The sequence below is a fragment of the Pseudomonas anguilliseptica genome, from assembly GCF_021375795.1.
Classification (GTDB): Bacteria; Pseudomonadota; Gammaproteobacteria; order Pseudomonadales; family Pseudomonadaceae; genus Aquipseudomonas; species Aquipseudomonas anguilliseptica_A.
This window is the reverse complement of the sequence record NZ_JAEIOI010000003.1, coordinates 164715-179346: the sequence shown is the minus strand read 5'-3', so window position 1 is coordinate 179346 and position 14632 is coordinate 164715. Positions and strand designations below refer to the sequence as shown.

Here is a 14632-nt window from a genome sequence, read left to right as displayed (position 1 = left end):
CCCCTCTCCCATAAATGGAAGAGGGGTGCAAAGCAGCGGAGTTTGTTCTGGAGTTTGTTATGAGCCGCACCCCCGATACCTGGATTCTCACCGCCCACTGCCCGAGCGTGCTCGGCACGGTGGATGCGGTGACGCGCTTTCTGTTCGAGCAGCGCTGCTACGTCACCGAGCACCACTCCTTCGATGATCGCCTGTCGGCGCGCTTCTTTATCCGGGTGGAATTCCGTCAGCCGGGTGACTTTGACGAGCAGGCCTTTCGCGCGGGCCTGAACGAGCGCCTGAGCGCCTTCGGCATGCAAGTGGAGCTGACCCCGCCGGGCTACCGCGCCAAGGTGGTGCTGATGGTCAGCAAGGCTGATCACTGCCTGAATGACTTGCTCTATCGCCAGCGTATCGGCCATCTGGCCATGGACGTGGTGGCCGTGGTGTCCAACCACCCGGATCTGGAACCGCTGGCACGTTGGCACGACATCCCCTACTACCACTTCCCGCTCGACCCGAAGGACAAGCCGGCGCAGGAGCGCAAGGTGCTGCAGGTGATCGAGGACACGGGTGCCGAGCTGGTGGTGCTCGCCCGCTATATGCAGGTGCTGTCGCCCGAGCTGTGCCGCAAGCTGGATGGCTGGGCGATCAATATCCATCACTCGCTGCTGCCCGGTTTCAAGGGGGCCAAACCCTATCACCAGGCTTACGAGAAGGGCGTCAAGCTGGTCGGCGCCACTGCCCATTACATCAACAACGACCTCGACGAAGGGCCGATCATCACCCAGGGCGTAGAGCCGGTGGACCATGCCCACTACCCCGAAGACCTGATCGCCAAGGGCCGCGATATCGAGTGCCAGACCCTGGCCAAGGCCATCGGTTATCACCTTGAACGCCGCGTCTTCCTCAATGACGGCCGCACGGTGGTGCTGCACGCCTAAGCCACAGCGCTGGATATTCCCGCTACGGGTGGATCACCGACTGCCAAACCCTCGGCCCACCCGGCAACAGACTCAAACGCTCCAGTACAAGGCCGCGCGACCGTTGGCCGCGCCTTTGTATTCACAACAAGAAAGGAGAAATACGTATGTCTGGTAATCGTGGCGTCGTCTATCTCGGCGCTGGCAAGGTCGAAGTGCAGAAAATCGACTATCCGAAAATGCAGGACCCGCGCGGTCGCAAGATCGAACACGGGGTCATCCTGCGTGTGGTTTCCACCAATATCTGCGGCTCCGACCAGCATATGGTGCGCGGACGCACCACCGCTCAGGTCGGCCTGGTACTGGGCCACGAGATCACCGGTGAGGTGATCGAGAAGGGCAGCGACGTGGAGCACCTGAAGATCGGTGATCTGGTCTCGGTGCCGTTCAACGTCGCCTGCGGCCGCTGCCGCAGCTGCAAGGAAATGCACACCGGCGTGTGCCTGACGGTCAACCCTGCGCGTGCCGGCGGTGCCTACGGCTATGTCGACATGGGCGACTGGACCGGCGGCCAGGCCGAGTACGTGCTGGTGCCCTACGCCGACTTCAACCTGCTGAAGCTACCGGACCGCGACAAGGCCATGGAGAAGATCCGCGATCTGACCTGCCTCTCCGACATTCTGCCCACCGGTTATCACGGGGCTGTGACTGCTGGAGTGGGGCCGGGCAGCAGCGTGTATATCGCCGGGGCCGGCCCGGTGGGGCTGGCCGCCGCCGCCTCGGCGCGTTTGCTCGGCGCTGCGGTGGTGATCGTCGGAGACGTCAACCCGGTACGTCTGGCCCATGCCAAGGCTCAGGGCTTCGAGATTGCCGACCTGTCTCAGGACACCCCGCTGCACGAACAGATCGCGGCGCTCCTGGGCGAGCCGGAAGTCGATTGCGCCGTCGACGCGGTGGGTTTCGAGGCCCGTGGCCATGGTCACTCCGGTGCCCAGCATGAAGCGCCGGCCACGGTGCTCAACTCGCTGATGGGCGTGGTGCGTGTAGCCGGCAAGATCGGTATTCCCGGCCTCTACGTCACCGAAGATCCGGGCGCGGTGGACGCGGCGGCGAAGATCGGCAGCCTGAGCATCCGCTTCGGCCTTGGCTGGGCCAAATCCCACAGCTTCCACACCGGCCAGACCCCGGTGATGAAGTACAACCGTCAGCTGATGCAGGCGATCATGTGGGACCGCATAAATATCGCTGAAGTGGTTGGTGTGCAGGTGATCAGTCTGGACGACGCGCCGCGTGGTTACGGCGAGTTCGATGCCGGTGTGCCGAAGAAATTCGTTATCGATCCGCACAAGCTGTTCAGCGCCGCCTGACAGCCATGAGGCATCCGGGCGGGCACGCAGGTGTCCGCCTTCTGGCTCCCGCGTTATGCCCGCAAAAGTGGCTACAGTAAGTGCACGGCACCGCTGTTCAGTGCGCATTTTCCAGGGTCGGATTTCATGCGGGTAATCGTTTTAACCCTCAGTTTGTTGTGCACCACAGGCCTGGTGTCGGCGGCTGACTGGTTCCCAGTCGAAGTTCAGGCCGATGGCCGCACCCAGCTCTATCAGCCCCTGCCAAAAGCCGCCAAGCCCTGGCGAATCTGTGCCTTGTTGCCCCATGGCAAAGACCGCTACTGGTGGGGCGTAGCCTGGGGGCTGGATGAAGAGGCCACCCGCCAAGGCGTTCGACTCGGTATCTATGAAGCCGGTGGCTATGAAAATCCGCAGGTACAGGCGCAGCAGCTCGAGCAGTGCCGGCAACTGGATGCAGATGCCTACATCATTGCCGCCATCAATGCTCAGTCGCTCTGTGGCGCCATCGCCACCCTGGTCGAGCAGGGTAAACCGGTGATTGATCTGGTGAACGGCAGCGATTGCCCCGGTTTGAGTGCCAATTCCAATGTGGACTTTGCCGACATGTTGCGTGCTGCGCTGGGTTATATCGAACAGCATCGACCGGCTGGGCCGTTCACTCTCGGCTGGTTGCCGGGGCCGCAAGGGGCGGGCTGGGTCGAGGATCTGGAGCGGGCGCTGCGTGAGGCGCAGCAGGGAGAGCATATGCGTGTGGAACATGCTGGCTATGCCCCGGTGGATCGCGCCAGCCAGGCGCAATTGGTGCGCGAACTGCTCAGGCAGCATCCGCACCTCGACTACTTGTTGGGTAACGCCGAGGCGGCCGGTTTTGCCGCCCAGCTGGTGCAGACCTCCGGGCAGAACTACCGGGCGCAGGTACTGGCCACCTACACCACTGAGCGGATTATCGAGCAGATTCGCGACGGCTTTATTGTTGCCGCGCCCACCGACTCACCGGTTTTGCAGGCGCGCATCGCGGTCGATCTGGCCGTGCGTGTGCTGGAAGATCAGCCGCATGCGCGGCAGGTCAGCCCGATGATCCAGATGCTCGATCAGGCCAGCCTGCCGCAATTCGACATCAGCCGCCTGATGCCGCCGCCGGAGCACTGGATGATCCGCCGCGACCTGCCGCAGTAACAGGGTGGTCACGCGTGCGTTGAGCGGTTCAGCTCGGCGCGAATCTGCGCAATCCGCGCATCCTTGTCTTCCCAGAGTGCGGTCACCCAGTTCTGCACAAACTGGCGGAACACCGGATCGTTCTCGTAATCGCCCTGCCACAGTGCCGGGTCCAGCTCGCGGGTCTGGATATCGACGATCACCTTGTCCACCTGACCGCTGATCAGTGCCCAGAAACCGGGAATGCGCGTGCCGGGGTAGACCAGGGTCACGTCCAGCACTTTATCCAGCTGCTCACCCAGCGCCGCCAGCACAAAGGCCACGCCACCGGCCTTGGGCTTGAGCAGGTACTGGAAGGGCGAACCCTGTTGCGCCTGCTTGGCCGGGGTGAAGCGGGTGCCTTCGAGGTAGTTGACCACGGTCACCGGCAGGTCCTTGAACTTCTCGCAGGCCTGTTTGGTGATGGCCAGATCCTGGCCTTTGAGCTGCGGGTGCTTGGCCAGAAATGCCTTGGAGTAGCGCTTCATAAAGGGGTAATCCAGCGCCCAGAACGCCAGGCCGAGGAACGGCACCCAGATCAGCTCCTGCTTGAGGAAGAATTTGAAGTACGGCGTCTTGCGGTTGAAGGCCTGCACCAGCGCCGGAATATCGACCCAAGATTGGTGATTGCTGATCACCAGGTAGGAGGTGCTCGGGTGCAGGTCGGCATTGCCGCGAATGTCCCAGTGTACCGGCAGCAGGCTGGCAAAAATCAGCTTGTTGATTTCCGCCCAGCTTTCTGCCACCCACATCACCCCGCGCGAGCTGGCGGTTTTCAGTGCCTTGCCCGGCAGGACGAACTTGCCGAGGGCGATCAGCAGCAGCGGGCCGATCAGAATCAGCGTATTGAGTAACAGCAGAACGATGACGCTGAGGCCGGTTAACAGACGGCGCATGGTAGCTCCTTGTGGCGCGCGAGTACGGCAATGATAAGCAGTCGTGACAAGGCTTCCAAGCCGTTTGACCGGCTGCGATGTCCTATTGCCATTAGCTTGGCGGCAGGCAGACAATACAAGCTGTCAGGTCATCTATGCTGATGACAACCCTGCGGTTTTTGTCCTCTTTTGAGTGCAATCCATGTTGAAGTGCATTGCTGTGGCCGACGTGCGTGTCGGTATGTTTATCCACGAGTTCTGTGGCGCATGGATGGACCACCCCTTCTGGAAATCCAAGTTTCTCCTCAAGACTGAAAAAGACCTGCAACGGATTCAGGCCAGCAGCATCGGCGAGTTATGGATTGACGTCAGCAAGGGCCTGGACGTGGCGGTCGGCACTGTCAGCGTGACTGCCGAAGAGGCGGCGGCCGAGGCCGAAGCGAACCTGCTGGCGGCGGTGCAGAGCCCGCCTGTCAGCCTGGCGGTGTCGATGGAAGAGGAAGTGACGCGCGCAGCCAAACTCTGTGCCCGCTCCAAGGAAGCCGTCATCAGCATGTTCACCGATGCGCGCATGGGCCAGGCGTTGCAGTTCGAGCAGGCTGGCGAGTTGGTCGAGGAAATTTCCGACTCGGTGTTGCGCCACCCCAACGCCCTGATCAGCCTGGCGCGGCTGAAAAATGCCGACGAGTACACCTATATGCACTCGGTGGCCGTCTGCGCGCTGATGATTGCCCTGGCACGCCAGTTGGGCCTCAACGAAGCCCAGGTGCGCGAAGCCGGGCTGGCGGGGTTGCTGCATGACATCGGCAAAATGGCCATCCCCAGTGCGGTCTTGAACAAGCCTGGCAAGCTCACCGACAGTGAGTTCGCCACGGTGCGTGATCACCCCGAAGCCGGCTCGCGTATGTTGATTGAAAGCAAGCAGGTCAGCGCGCTGGTGCTGGATGTGTGCCTGCATCACCACGAAAAGATGGACGGTAGCGGCTATCCGCATCGTCTGGAGGGTGAGCAGATCAGCCTGTATGCGCGCATGGGTGCGGTGTGCGATGTGTATGACGCGATCACCTCCAACCGGCCCTACAAGCAGGGCTGGGATCCGGCCGAGTCGATCCGCAAGATGGCCGAATGGAAGGGGCATTTCGATCCTGTGGTGTTCCAGGCCTTTGTCAAAACCGTGGGCATTTACCCGGTCGGTTCACTGGTGCGCCTGGAAAGCGGACGGATTGGCGTGGTGATTGAGCAGCAGGCCAAGTCCCTGCTGGCACCCAGGGTCAAGGTGTTCTTCTCGGCCAAGTCCAAAACACCGATTCCGCAGGAAGTCCTCGACCTCAGCAAGCTGGTCGACCGTGACAAGATTGTCAGCCGCGAATCCGCTGAAGAATGGGGCTTTCGCAATGTCGACGAGCTCTGGACCGGGCTTTGACAGCGCGCTGATCCTGCCAGCTGTGGGCAGCCGTCGGCCCGGCGCGCTGCCACCCCCTCACATCCCACTAGCGGTGTTGTCCGCGCCCTCATCTATGCTCATAACCATTACCGGTGGCAGGCGCGCTGCATGGGCGTGCTTCTTGCTTCAAGTTTTGCTTTGGTGCGCCCCTTAGCGGGCGTGCCCCACAGGTTGAGGTGTGTATGACTGGAGTACTCAAACCGGGTGTGCGGCTGCTTGAACGATTCAGCTTCGCGCGCAAATTTCAGCTGGTATTTATTCTGTTTGCCCTGCCGCTGGGGTTTTCCTTGTGGGTAATCGGCAGCAATTATCTGGATCGACTCACGTCTATCGACCATGAACTGGAGGGGCTCAGCACCCTGCAAGGCATGGCCGGGGTACAGCAGGCATTGATCGAGCAGCGCACCTTGCTGTCGCGCTGGAAGGGCACTGAGAAAGCGGCCGAAGGCCTGCTGCGTGAGCGCGGGGGTGAGCTGGGTAACGCTCTGCAGGGGCTCGAAGCACCGCTCAAGTCGCCGCTGTTTGGTGACCAGGCACGTCAGCATCTGCAGAGTCTGTTGGCCGGCAAGGATCAACTGAATGGTGAGGTGCTGGGTAAACTTGCCCTGCCGGATGCCCTCGAGCGTTATCAGAAGAATCTGTTGAGCCTGCTCGCCCTGCGTGAGCAGGTGGCCACCGACAGCGGCCTGATCCTTGATCCGAAGCTCGACACCTACCTGATGATGGAGCAGTTGACCTACACCCTGCCGCGTCTGCTCGAGCAGCTGGGCAGCTTTGCCAGTCAGGGCTATGGCGCGGTGGTGTCGCAGCATTTCACCCTGCAGAGCCGGGTGGCGATTCGCGATCTACGGCGCAGCCTGGATGAGTCGCGCAGCCAACTGCTCAAAGCGCAATCGACCCTGGGGCTTGAAGCCCCGCGTGCCATGCGCCAGTTGCAAGGGCCCTATGATGAAGCGCTGCAAGGCTATGAAGCCTTTCTAGCGGGCATTGATCGGGACATGTTCGAAGCCAGCCCGATGAGCCTGACCCCGGAGCAGTTCGTGCAACGCGTGGCTCAGCTGGAAGGGCAGTTGCTTGGCTTGCAGAGCGCGATCTACCAGCAATTCGCCGCCAGTCTTGGTGAGTACCGGCAGCGTGCACTGCAGGCAATGATCCAGTCGATCGGCGTGTTCAGCGTACTGACCCTGCTGGCGCTGTATGTATTGTTCTGCCTTAACGCTTCGATCCGCCGCAGCACCGCCAGCATTATCAAGGCTGCCGAAGGCCTGCGTGATGGTGACCTGCGCGTGCGCATGCAGGTGCACGGTGAAGACGATCTGGCCAATATCGCCCAGGCTCTGAATACCGCCGTCGGGCAATTGCGTGATTCCATGCAGGGCGTCAATCAGCAAAGCCAGCAGCTGGGCGGCACCGTGCAACTGCTTAATGGCGAGGCGCGCAATGCTCTGGAATCGGTGGAGCAGCAACAGGCCCAGATGAGCCAGATTGCTGCGGCCGCCACCGAAATGGCCGCCACCGCGCAGAGCGTGGCACAGAGTTGCGAGCAGGCCGCCATGGAAGCCAGCCAGACCCGTGAGATCGCTAACCAGAGCAACCAGCGCAGTGCGCGCACTAGCCAAAGCATGCGTCAGCTCAGCAGTCGCCTGGGCGATAGCGCAACCACCTTGCAGCAACTGCGCAGCCAGACCGAACAGATCACCCGGGTAGTGGACGTGATCAAGGGCATCGCCGAGCAGACCAACCTGCTTGCACTGAACGCCGCCATTGAAGCGGCGCGTGCCGGTGATCAGGGCCGCGGCTTTGCCGTGGTTGCCGACGAGGTGCGTTCGCTGTCGCAACGCACGCAGAACTCCACGGCGGAAATTGCTGAAACCGTGGCCAACCTGCACCGCGTGGTCGGCCAGTCAGTAACGCAGATGGAAGACGCCGTGCGCCAAGCCGAAGGCGATGTCGGCAGTGTGCTGGCCATGGGTGAGGACCTCAACGCCATTGTCGAATCGGTGCAGCTGGTGACTGATCGTCTGGCGCAGATTGCCACCGCTGCCGAGCAACAGGCCGCCACGGCCGATGAAGTCAGCGGCAATATCCAGCAGGTCGATCACGCCGCCAGCGCCTTGCTCGAAGGCGCGCAAGCCGTGAGCAATGCCGCCGAACAGCTGCGTCAGGGCAGTCAGGTGTTGGAGCAGAACACCGCACGCTTCAAGCTCGATTGACGGCTCGTGGTTATCTGCAGGTTGGGTTGAGTCGCGCAGTGGCGACGCCCAACGATACGTCCGTCACCTGTTGGGCTTCGCAGCGCTCAACGCCAACCTACGATCTGGTGCGTAGCCCGGATGTAATCCGGGCTACAACAGCTACGTACAGGGTGATTAGCCATGCTTGACGCTGGCAGCGGCCTGCCGCAGGCTCCTCGCCGAGTTGCCACGAGCAGGACGCCATGCCGCATATTCTGATTGTCGAAGACGAAGCCGCAATCGCTGACACACTGATCTTTGCCCTGCAAAGCGAGGGCTTTACCACCACCTGGCTAAGCCTGGCCGAACCGGCCCTGGCGCAGCAGCAAACCAACCCTGCTGATCTGTTGATTCTCGATGTCGGCCTGCCGGATATCAGCGGCTTCGAGGCTTGCAAGCGACTGCGGCGCTTTTCCGAGGTGCCGGTGATCTTCCTTACGGCTCGCAGCGAGGAAATCGACCGCGTGGTCGGCCTGGAGATCGGTGCCGACGATTACGTGGTCAAACCCTTCAGCCCGCGTGAAGTGGCCGCACGGGTCAAGGCCATTCTCAAACGCATGGCCCCGCGTGAAGCTGCTGCTGTGGCGACGGCTCAGGGGCCTTTTCAGGTGGACAGCGAGCGGGTGCAGATTCACTACCATGGCCAACTGCTGAGCCTGACCCGCCACGAGTTCCGCCTGCTGCAAAGCCTGCTGGCACAGCCTGAGCGGGTGTTCTCCCGCGAGCAGTTGCTCGATGGCCTCGGTGTGGCGGCGGATGTCGGCTATGAACGGACCATCGACAGTCATATCAAAAGCCTGCGCGCCAAGCTGCGCCAGGTGTCCGCCGAGGCTGAGCCGATCCAGACCCATCGCGGCCTCGGTTACAGCTACTCGCCGAGGCACGCCTGATGCCACTGGGGATTCGCATCTTTCTGGTGTACTTCCTGTTCGTTGGGCTGGCGGGCTGGTTTGTGCTGAGCACGGTGATGGACGAAATCCGCCCCGGCGTGCGGCAGAGCACCGAGGAAACCCTGGTGGACACGGCCAACCTGCTGGCCGAGATACTCCGCGATGAGGTCAAGACCGGTCGCCTGCAACAGAGCCGCCTGCCAGCGTTGCTGCAAGCTTACGGCCAGCGTCAACCGCAGGCGCAGATCTGGGGCGTGGAGAAAACCCAGGTCAATCACCGCATCTATGTCACCGACGCCAAAGGCATTGTGTTGCTCGACTCCAGCGGCGCGGCGGTGGGCCAGGACTACTCGCGCTGGAACGATGTGCTGCGTACCCTGCGCGGCGAGTACGGCGCGCGCTCGACCAAGGAAGACCCGAATGATCCGGATTCCTCGGTGATGTATGTGGCCGCGCCGATCATGGATGGCACGCAGATCATCGGCGTGGTCTCGGTGGCCAAACCCAACCGCACCTTGCAGCCCTATATCGAACGGTCTGAGCAACGCCTGGCCTGGCTTGGTGGCGGCTTGATCGTGCTTGGTCTGCTGATCGGTGCGCTGCTGTCCTGGTGGCTCAGCGGCGCTTTGCGCAAGCTGACCCGCTACGCTCAGGCGGTCAGCGCCGGGCAGCGTGCCGAACTGCCCAGCGTACGCGGTGGTGAGCTGGCGCAATTGGCCGAGGCCATCGAGCGTATGCGCACCGAGCTGGAAGGTAAGGCCTATGTCGAGCGCTACGTGCACACCCTGACCCATGAGCTGAAAAGCCCGCTGGCGGCGATTCGCGGTGCGGCGGAACTGCTCGACAGCGAGATGCCGGCACCACAGCGGCAGCGCTTTGTCGCCAATATCGAGCAAGAAAGCGCGCGCATGCAGCAGCTGATCGAGCGCCTGCTGCATCTGGCCCAGGTCGAGCAGCGTCAGGGCCTGGAGGAACAGGTCGTGGTGCCGCTGCAAGCACTGGTCACGTCGCTTTTACAGGCGCAGATGGCGCGAATAGAAGCGGCTGCTGTGCAGGTCGAGAATAGGATTGAAGCCAGCCTTGCGCTCCGTGGGGAGCGTTTTCTGTTGCGCCAGGCGCTGGCCAATTTGCTCGACAACGCCCTGGATTTCACTCCGCCGCAGGGGCAGTTGCGGTTTACGGCCGAGCGCGTCGGCGAGCAGCTTGAACTGCGCCTGTTCAACCAGGGGGAGCCGATACCGGACTACGCCCTGGCGCGTTTGAGTGAACGGTTCTATTCCCTGCCGCGCCCCGGCAGTGGACGCAAGAGCACCGGTTTGGGGCTGAATTTTGTCGAGGAGGTGGTGCAGCTGCATGGCGGCGAACTGCACATCGGCAATGTCAGCGGCGGCGTAGAAGTGCGCCTGCGTTTGCCGGCGGCAACCTGTGATTAGTGGCACATCTTGGCCTGCTCCTTGCTGACCTCTGTGGGTAAGCAAGGTTGCGCAACCGCCAGGCAGATGCTCTGATCCCTGTTGTCGGGTTGGCTATCCTCATAGCAACAGCCCGCGCGCGACCTTTACTGCCAACAAGACCAGAATGGAGTCACTGCATGAAAACCGTAGCCGAGATACTCAGGGCCAAGCCACATGCCGCGATCTACAGCGTCAGCCCGGACACCACAGTGCTCGACGCAGTCAAATTGCTGGCTGAAAAAGGCATCGGTGCGCTGGTCGTGCTGGACAAGGGCCGTCTGGTCGGCATCGTCAGCGAGCGTGACTACGCACGCAAGATCGAGCTGCTGCAGCGCTCGGCATTCAGCACCCAGATCAGCGAAATTATGACAGCAGATGTCCTGACCGTTGGGCCGCGCGACACCTCGCAGCACTGCATGCAACTGATGACTGACCGCCACCTGCGCCACCTGCCGGTAATCGCCGAAGGCGAACTGATCGGCCTGCTGTCGATCGGCGACCTGGTCAAACACACCATCGCCGAACAGGCCAGCCTGATCCAGCAGCTGGAACAGTACATTCGCGGTGAGTAACCCGCTGCAGCGTCGCTAACCTGGTTCGCGGCGCTGCGGTTGATCCTCATGCAGAAAGCGCGTGTAGATATCCCGTGGCGGCGCTAATTGCAGTTGCGCCATGATCCGCCCCACGGCACCACGGTGATAGCCGCCATGGGTGACGACATGCGCGAGTATTTCCTCACGGCTCATGCAGCCGGCGTCGCCATCGACAAAACGAAAGTGCACAGGCTCGGACAATTGTTCGACGCTTAACTGCGCGGCATAACTCAGATACCAGTGATCGGTTTCCTGCACCGCTGCGTGCAGCGCTTCCAGCGTCGGCGTCTCAGGGGTGTTGGTGGCGTTGTAAGGGTGTGCCTGACCCTGCAAGTTGGCAACAAAGATCCGCTCGACCACATAGATATGGTTGAGGATGCGCAGGGCAGCGTGCAGCTCGGCCTGGTGTGCGTGTGGGTCGAGACGTTGCAATTCGGCAAACAGTTCCTGGTTGGCCCAGGCTTTGTAGTGCAGCAAGGAGTTGAGCAGTGCGTGGCTGCTCATTGGCATTCTCCGGTCGCTGCATTGGCGTGTGGCAAGGCACGAAGCACTAGATAGAGCAGTGGCCCGACCGACACGAAAATCGCCGTCAGGGCGAAGAATGGCAGCAGGTAGGTCAGCGATTTGCCCCGCGCTTTGCCGGCGCGGTACATCCACACACAGGCCAGTGCCGCGAGGATATACAGATCAATCACCACCTGAGCGGTGTCAGCACTGGACATCAGTTGCAGGCCGAATTGCAGCAGCGATTGTTCGGCATGCAGCATCACATAGAGGGTGTAGGTACTAAAGGCCAGCAGGGTGATCAGCGGCAGTGCGAGCTTGTTCATGCGTCATCCTTGGTGCTCTGTCTATCGGGGGGGATTGCTGTCCGGGCTGCCCGATACGCAGGCCATGGCCGCTGCGGCGTTTTCCAGCAGGCAGGTGTAATGGGCTTGGCCGGCGCAGCGGGTAAAGGTGGTGACCACAGTTAGCTGCTGCTGTAGGTAAGCGGACATGGCAATCGGCGCCCAGTTGTCGGCCTCGCCATGCCACAGGTTGACCGCAGCCGTGACGTCACGTAGCTCGGCAGCCCAAGGCTCGACATACAGGCGGATATCCCGCGCATAGTTGTCGATGCCGTGCTGGAAACAGTCACGCTGGATCGCTTTCAGCCAGTCGAGTGTGGTGCTCTGGCGCAGAAGCTCGCGGTCATTACCGCCCGCGCCAGCGAACAGCAGGTTGAGCAGCAGGCGCGGACTGACTTTTGCCAGCAACGCCTGGTAGCCGGCAAAGGCGCGAAAGAGTCTTGGTGAGTGTTGCGCCCAGGCAAATGTATAACGCCCGGCGCCCATGCCGACGCGGTTGCTGGCCACTTCCCAGGGCGCGGCGGCCGAGAGCAGGTGAACGGCAGTTACCTGTTCGCCCAGGCGTGCGGCCACGCGCAAGGCCAGGCAGGCACCGATGGAGAACCCGAGCAGGTGAATCGGCTGACCTGCAGCGTGCTGCGTGACCTGTTTTGCCAGCTGTTGCAGGTAGTCCTCGCTGTCGAGTTCCTGCGGCAGGTGGCGCGCCACCACCAGCAGCTTGATGCCCTGCGCCAAGGCCGCCTGATGCAGCATGGCTGCCTCAACCGCTGCACCCGGCACACCATGGAAATAGAACAGTGGGCGCCCTTCAGGACTGCCGTATAGCCTCGGGCTCATGTGCAGACCTCTACCACCAGCCGTTATCGTTGAGCAGCATTTTCTTGTAGTAATCGAGGTTGGCGCGGGTGGCGAATACTGCGCTGATGCCGTAGCCCAGAGCGTTGGCGATGCGGCTGTAGCCGAGGTAGTCGAGGCCGATGCCTAGCAGGATGACCACGGCTGCGCAGACGACAAACAGTGCCAGACCCTTTTTCCACATGCCTTTGATGGCGTAGTAGATCGGCCCGAAGAAGAACGCCAGAAAGTTGAAGCTGAAGGCCTTGCGTCGCTCGGCGGCAGGTAGCTCCTTGAGCCGTGGCATTTTCACGCCGCCGGCATGGTGAATGGCGCTGAAGCGCTCCTTCCATTTGTCGGAGATGGGCAGGGCGGCGATCTGTGCATCGGACACCTGCGTCTCTGGGTCGCTGACGCTGGCTTGCGGGGTGGCGTAGGGGTTGGTTTCTGACATGGCCGTTCATCCATAAAGTGGCGATCAACGGCACGCTACGCATTTCCCCTGTGGCTGTCCATGGGCCGGTGGGTGGCCTGCACAGAGTCTCCACAGAGTCTTCACTTCGGCTCCATAAAGCCACCACCTGGGCTGCCCAGACTCTGCCTACCTAAACCGTAGCGGAGAGTTGCACCATGAGCCGTATCCTGGGTTTCAAGCTGGGCGCGATTGCCCTGCTGATTTTGTTATTACTGATTCCACTGTCGATGATCGGCGGGCTGGTCAGTGAGCGGCAGTATCAACGTGCCGAGGTGCTGCAGGACATCGCGCGCAGTTCCAGCTACCGCCAGCAGCTCACCGGGCCGATTCTGGTGATGCCCTACACCAAGGTGTGGAACCAGTGGAAAACCCACGCCAAGACCGGCGAACGTTACCTGGAAGAGCAGAAGAGCCGCGGCCGCCTGTACTTCCTGCCGGAGCGCTTTGTGCTCAATGGCCATGTTGCCACCGAGGAGCGCGCGCGCGGCATCTACAAGGCGCTGCTGTACGGCAGCGATAACCAGATCAGTGGTGCCTTCAAGCTGCCGGCGCGCCTGGGTTTGGGCGATGAACTGGGCCTGTATCAGTTCGACCGGCCGTTTCTCTCGGTGGGTATCAGTGATATCCGCGGGATCAGCAATGACCTGCAGCTGCGCTTCAACGGCATGAACCTGAGCTTTGCCCCCGGTAGCGCCGAGGAGCGTTTCGGCGCCGGTGTGCATGCGCCGCTGCCGGTGTTGGATACCCAGGGTGGGCAAACCCTGGAGTTTGCCTTCGACCTGAAGCTGCAGGGCACCGAGCAGCTCAGTATCACTCCGGTAGGCCGTGATAGCCGGGTTGAGCTGACGTCCGGCTGGCCGCATCCGAGCTTTGTCGGTGAGTACCTGCCGAGCAGCCGTGAAGTGTCGGCCAAGGGCTTCAAGGCGCACTGGCAGACCAGCTTCTTCGCCACCAACCTGGAAGAGGCGCTGGATGACTGTGTACGCGGTGACAGCTGCAATGCGCTGACTGCCCGTAACTTCGGTGTGAGCTTTGTCGACCCGGTGGACCAGTACCTGAAGACCGAACGGGCGATCAAATACGCGCTGCTTTTTATCGGCCTGACCTTCGCTGCGTTCTTCCTCTTTGAAGTGCTCAAACGCATGGCCGTGCACCCGGTTCAGTACGCCCTGGTGGGCATGTCGCTGGCGCTGTTCTACCTGTTGCTGCTGTCGCTGTCCGAGCACCTGAGTTTTGCCCTGGCCTACGGCATTGCCGCCACCGCCTGTGTGCTGTTGATCGGTTTCTACGTCAGCTACGTGCTGCACAGCGCGCTACGTGGCGCAGGCTTCGGCGCCTTGCTGGCGCTGCTCTACGGCATGTTGTTCGGCCTGCTCGGGGCCGAGGACTACGCCCTGTTAATGGGTTCGGTACTGGTGTTCGGCGTGCTCGCCGGGGTGATGGTGCTGACCCGCAAACTCGACTGGTACGGCGTCGGCCGCCTGCCACTGAGCAATCCATCCAGCGGTCTTTGACCCGCCAGGGCGCAGGTCAGTCCTGC

General features: G+C 61.8%; 14 protein-coding genes. 9 read left to right on the top strand and 5 right to left on the bottom strand.

Annotation, left to right across the window (positions count from 1 at the left end; all coding sequences use genetic code 11):
- The first annotated feature begins 59 nt into the window (after positions 1-59).
- The 3 genes from purU (at position 60) to torT (ending at position 3427) form a co-directional block, all read left to right on the top strand.
- Positions 60-923 carry a formyltetrahydrofolate deformylase gene (gene purU, locus IOD17_RS12265; protein WP_233685355.1) on the top strand — a complete coding sequence of 288 codons (864 nt, stop codon included), beginning with the start codon at positions 60-62 and terminating at the stop codon, positions 921-923.
- Between the two features lie 146 nt (positions 924-1069).
- Entirely contained in the window at positions 1070-2269 is a 1200-nt protein-coding gene (gene fdhA, locus IOD17_RS12260) for a formaldehyde dehydrogenase, glutathione-independent (RefSeq protein WP_233685354.1), read from the top strand.
- A 126-nt stretch (positions 2270-2395) separates the two neighbouring features.
- Positions 2396-3427 carry a TMAO reductase system periplasmic protein TorT gene (gene torT / locus IOD17_RS12255; protein WP_233685353.1) on the top strand — a complete coding sequence of 344 codons (1032 nt, stop codon included), beginning with the start codon at positions 2396-2398 and terminating at the stop codon, positions 3425-3427.
- A gap of 8 nt (positions 3428-3435) precedes the next feature.
- Here the strand turns inward: torT and IOD17_RS12250 are convergent, their stop codons facing one another.
- Positions 3436-4341 (bottom strand): acyltransferase, encoded by a 906-nt coding sequence (locus IOD17_RS12250; protein WP_233685352.1) that lies wholly within the window; start codon positions 4339-4341, stop codon positions 3436-3438.
- A 181-nt stretch (positions 4342-4522) separates the two neighbouring features.
- On the opposite strand from IOD17_RS12250, the gene IOD17_RS12245 reads away from it, so the two are divergent.
- From IOD17_RS12245 to IOD17_RS12225, 5 genes are all read left to right on the top strand, one after another.
- Positions 4523-5743, top strand: a complete 1221-nt coding sequence (locus IOD17_RS12245; RefSeq protein ID WP_233685351.1) for an HD-GYP domain-containing protein — start codon at positions 4523-4525, stop codon at positions 5741-5743.
- Positions 5744-5946: 203 nt separating this feature from the next.
- Positions 5947-7977 carry a methyl-accepting chemotaxis protein gene (locus IOD17_RS12240; RefSeq protein WP_233685350.1) on the top strand — a complete coding sequence of 677 codons (2031 nt, stop codon included), beginning with the start codon at positions 5947-5949 and terminating at the stop codon, positions 7975-7977.
- 224 nt (positions 7978-8201) lie between these two features.
- Positions 8202-8888, top strand: a complete 687-nt coding sequence (gene creB / locus IOD17_RS12235; RefSeq protein WP_233685349.1) for a two-component system response regulator CreB — start codon at positions 8202-8204, stop codon at positions 8886-8888.
- Positions 8888-10321 carry a two-component system sensor histidine kinase CreC gene (gene creC / locus IOD17_RS12230; RefSeq protein ID WP_233685348.1) on the top strand — a complete coding sequence of 478 codons (1434 nt, stop codon included), beginning with the start codon at positions 8888-8890 and terminating at the stop codon, positions 10319-10321. Before creB ends, creC begins: the two co-directional genes overlap by 1 nt.
- 158 nt (positions 10322-10479) lie before the next feature.
- Positions 10480-10914, top strand: coding sequence for a CBS domain-containing protein (locus IOD17_RS12225; protein ID WP_090255006.1), 435 nt, complete (start codon positions 10480-10482; stop codon positions 10912-10914).
- A gap of 15 nt (positions 10915-10929) precedes the next feature.
- On the opposite strand, the gene IOD17_RS12220 is transcribed toward IOD17_RS12225, so the two are convergent.
- From IOD17_RS12220 to IOD17_RS12205, 4 genes are read right to left on the bottom strand one after another with little or no spacing between them, the layout of a single operon-like run.
- Positions 10930-11439, bottom strand: a complete 510-nt coding sequence (locus tag IOD17_RS12220; RefSeq protein ID WP_233685347.1) for a DinB family protein — start codon at positions 11437-11439, stop codon at positions 10930-10932.
- Entirely contained in the window at positions 11436-11765 is a 330-nt protein-coding gene (locus IOD17_RS12215) for a DUF2834 domain-containing protein (protein ID WP_233685346.1), read from the bottom strand. The genes IOD17_RS12220 and IOD17_RS12215 overlap by 4 nt, the downstream gene beginning before the upstream one ends.
- A gap of 21 nt (positions 11766-11786) precedes the next feature.
- A complete protein-coding gene (locus IOD17_RS12210; RefSeq protein WP_233685345.1) occupies positions 11787-12620 on the bottom strand; it encodes an alpha/beta fold hydrolase in 834 nt (277 codons plus the stop codon).
- Between the two features lie 10 nt (positions 12621-12630).
- Positions 12631-13071 carry a DUF2628 domain-containing protein gene (locus IOD17_RS12205; protein ID WP_233685344.1) on the bottom strand — a complete coding sequence of 147 codons (441 nt, stop codon included), beginning with the start codon at positions 13069-13071 and terminating at the stop codon, positions 12631-12633.
- Between the two features lie 176 nt (positions 13072-13247).
- Here IOD17_RS12205 and creD point away from each other — a divergent pair, with 176 nt between their 5' ends.
- Positions 13248-14606, top strand: a complete 1359-nt coding sequence (gene creD / locus IOD17_RS12200) for a cell envelope integrity protein CreD (RefSeq protein WP_233685343.1) — start codon at positions 13248-13250, stop codon at positions 14604-14606.
- The last annotated feature ends 26 nt before the right edge of the window (positions 14607-14632 follow it).

Coding starts and splice junctions, on each gene's coding strand:
- IOD17_RS12250 (WP_233685352.1), bottom strand. CDS start 4,341: ATGCGCCGTCTGTTAACCGGCCTCAGCGTCATCGTTCTGCTGTTACTC.
- purU (WP_233685355.1), top strand. CDS start 60: ATGAGCCGCACCCCCGATACCTGGATTCTCACCGCCCACTGCCCGAGC.
- creB (WP_233685349.1), top strand. CDS start 8,202: ATGCCGCATATTCTGATTGTCGAAGACGAAGCCGCAATCGCTGACACA.
- IOD17_RS12240 (WP_233685350.1), top strand. CDS start 5,947: ATGACTGGAGTACTCAAACCGGGTGTGCGGCTGCTTGAACGATTCAGC.
- IOD17_RS12220 (WP_233685347.1), bottom strand. CDS start 11,439: ATGAGCAGCCACGCACTGCTCAACTCCTTGCTGCACTACAAAGCCTGG.
- creD (WP_233685343.1), top strand. CDS start 13,248: ATGAGCCGTATCCTGGGTTTCAAGCTGGGCGCGATTGCCCTGCTGATT.
- creC (WP_233685348.1), top strand. CDS start 8,888: ATGCCACTGGGGATTCGCATCTTTCTGGTGTACTTCCTGTTCGTTGGG.
- IOD17_RS12215 (WP_233685346.1), bottom strand. CDS start 11,765: ATGAACAAGCTCGCACTGCCGCTGATCACCCTGCTGGCCTTTAGTACC.
- IOD17_RS12245 (WP_233685351.1), top strand. CDS start 4,523: ATGTTGAAGTGCATTGCTGTGGCCGACGTGCGTGTCGGTATGTTTATC.
- IOD17_RS12205 (WP_233685344.1), bottom strand. CDS start 13,071: ATGTCAGAAACCAACCCCTACGCCACCCCGCAAGCCAGCGTCAGCGAC.
- fdhA (WP_233685354.1), top strand. CDS start 1,070: ATGTCTGGTAATCGTGGCGTCGTCTATCTCGGCGCTGGCAAGGTCGAA.
- torT (WP_233685353.1), top strand. CDS start 2,396: ATGCGGGTAATCGTTTTAACCCTCAGTTTGTTGTGCACCACAGGCCTG.
- IOD17_RS12210 (WP_233685345.1), bottom strand. CDS start 12,620: ATGAGCCCGAGGCTATACGGCAGTCCTGAAGGGCGCCCACTGTTCTAT.
- IOD17_RS12225 (WP_090255006.1), top strand. CDS start 10,480: ATGAAAACCGTAGCCGAGATACTCAGGGCCAAGCCACATGCCGCGATC.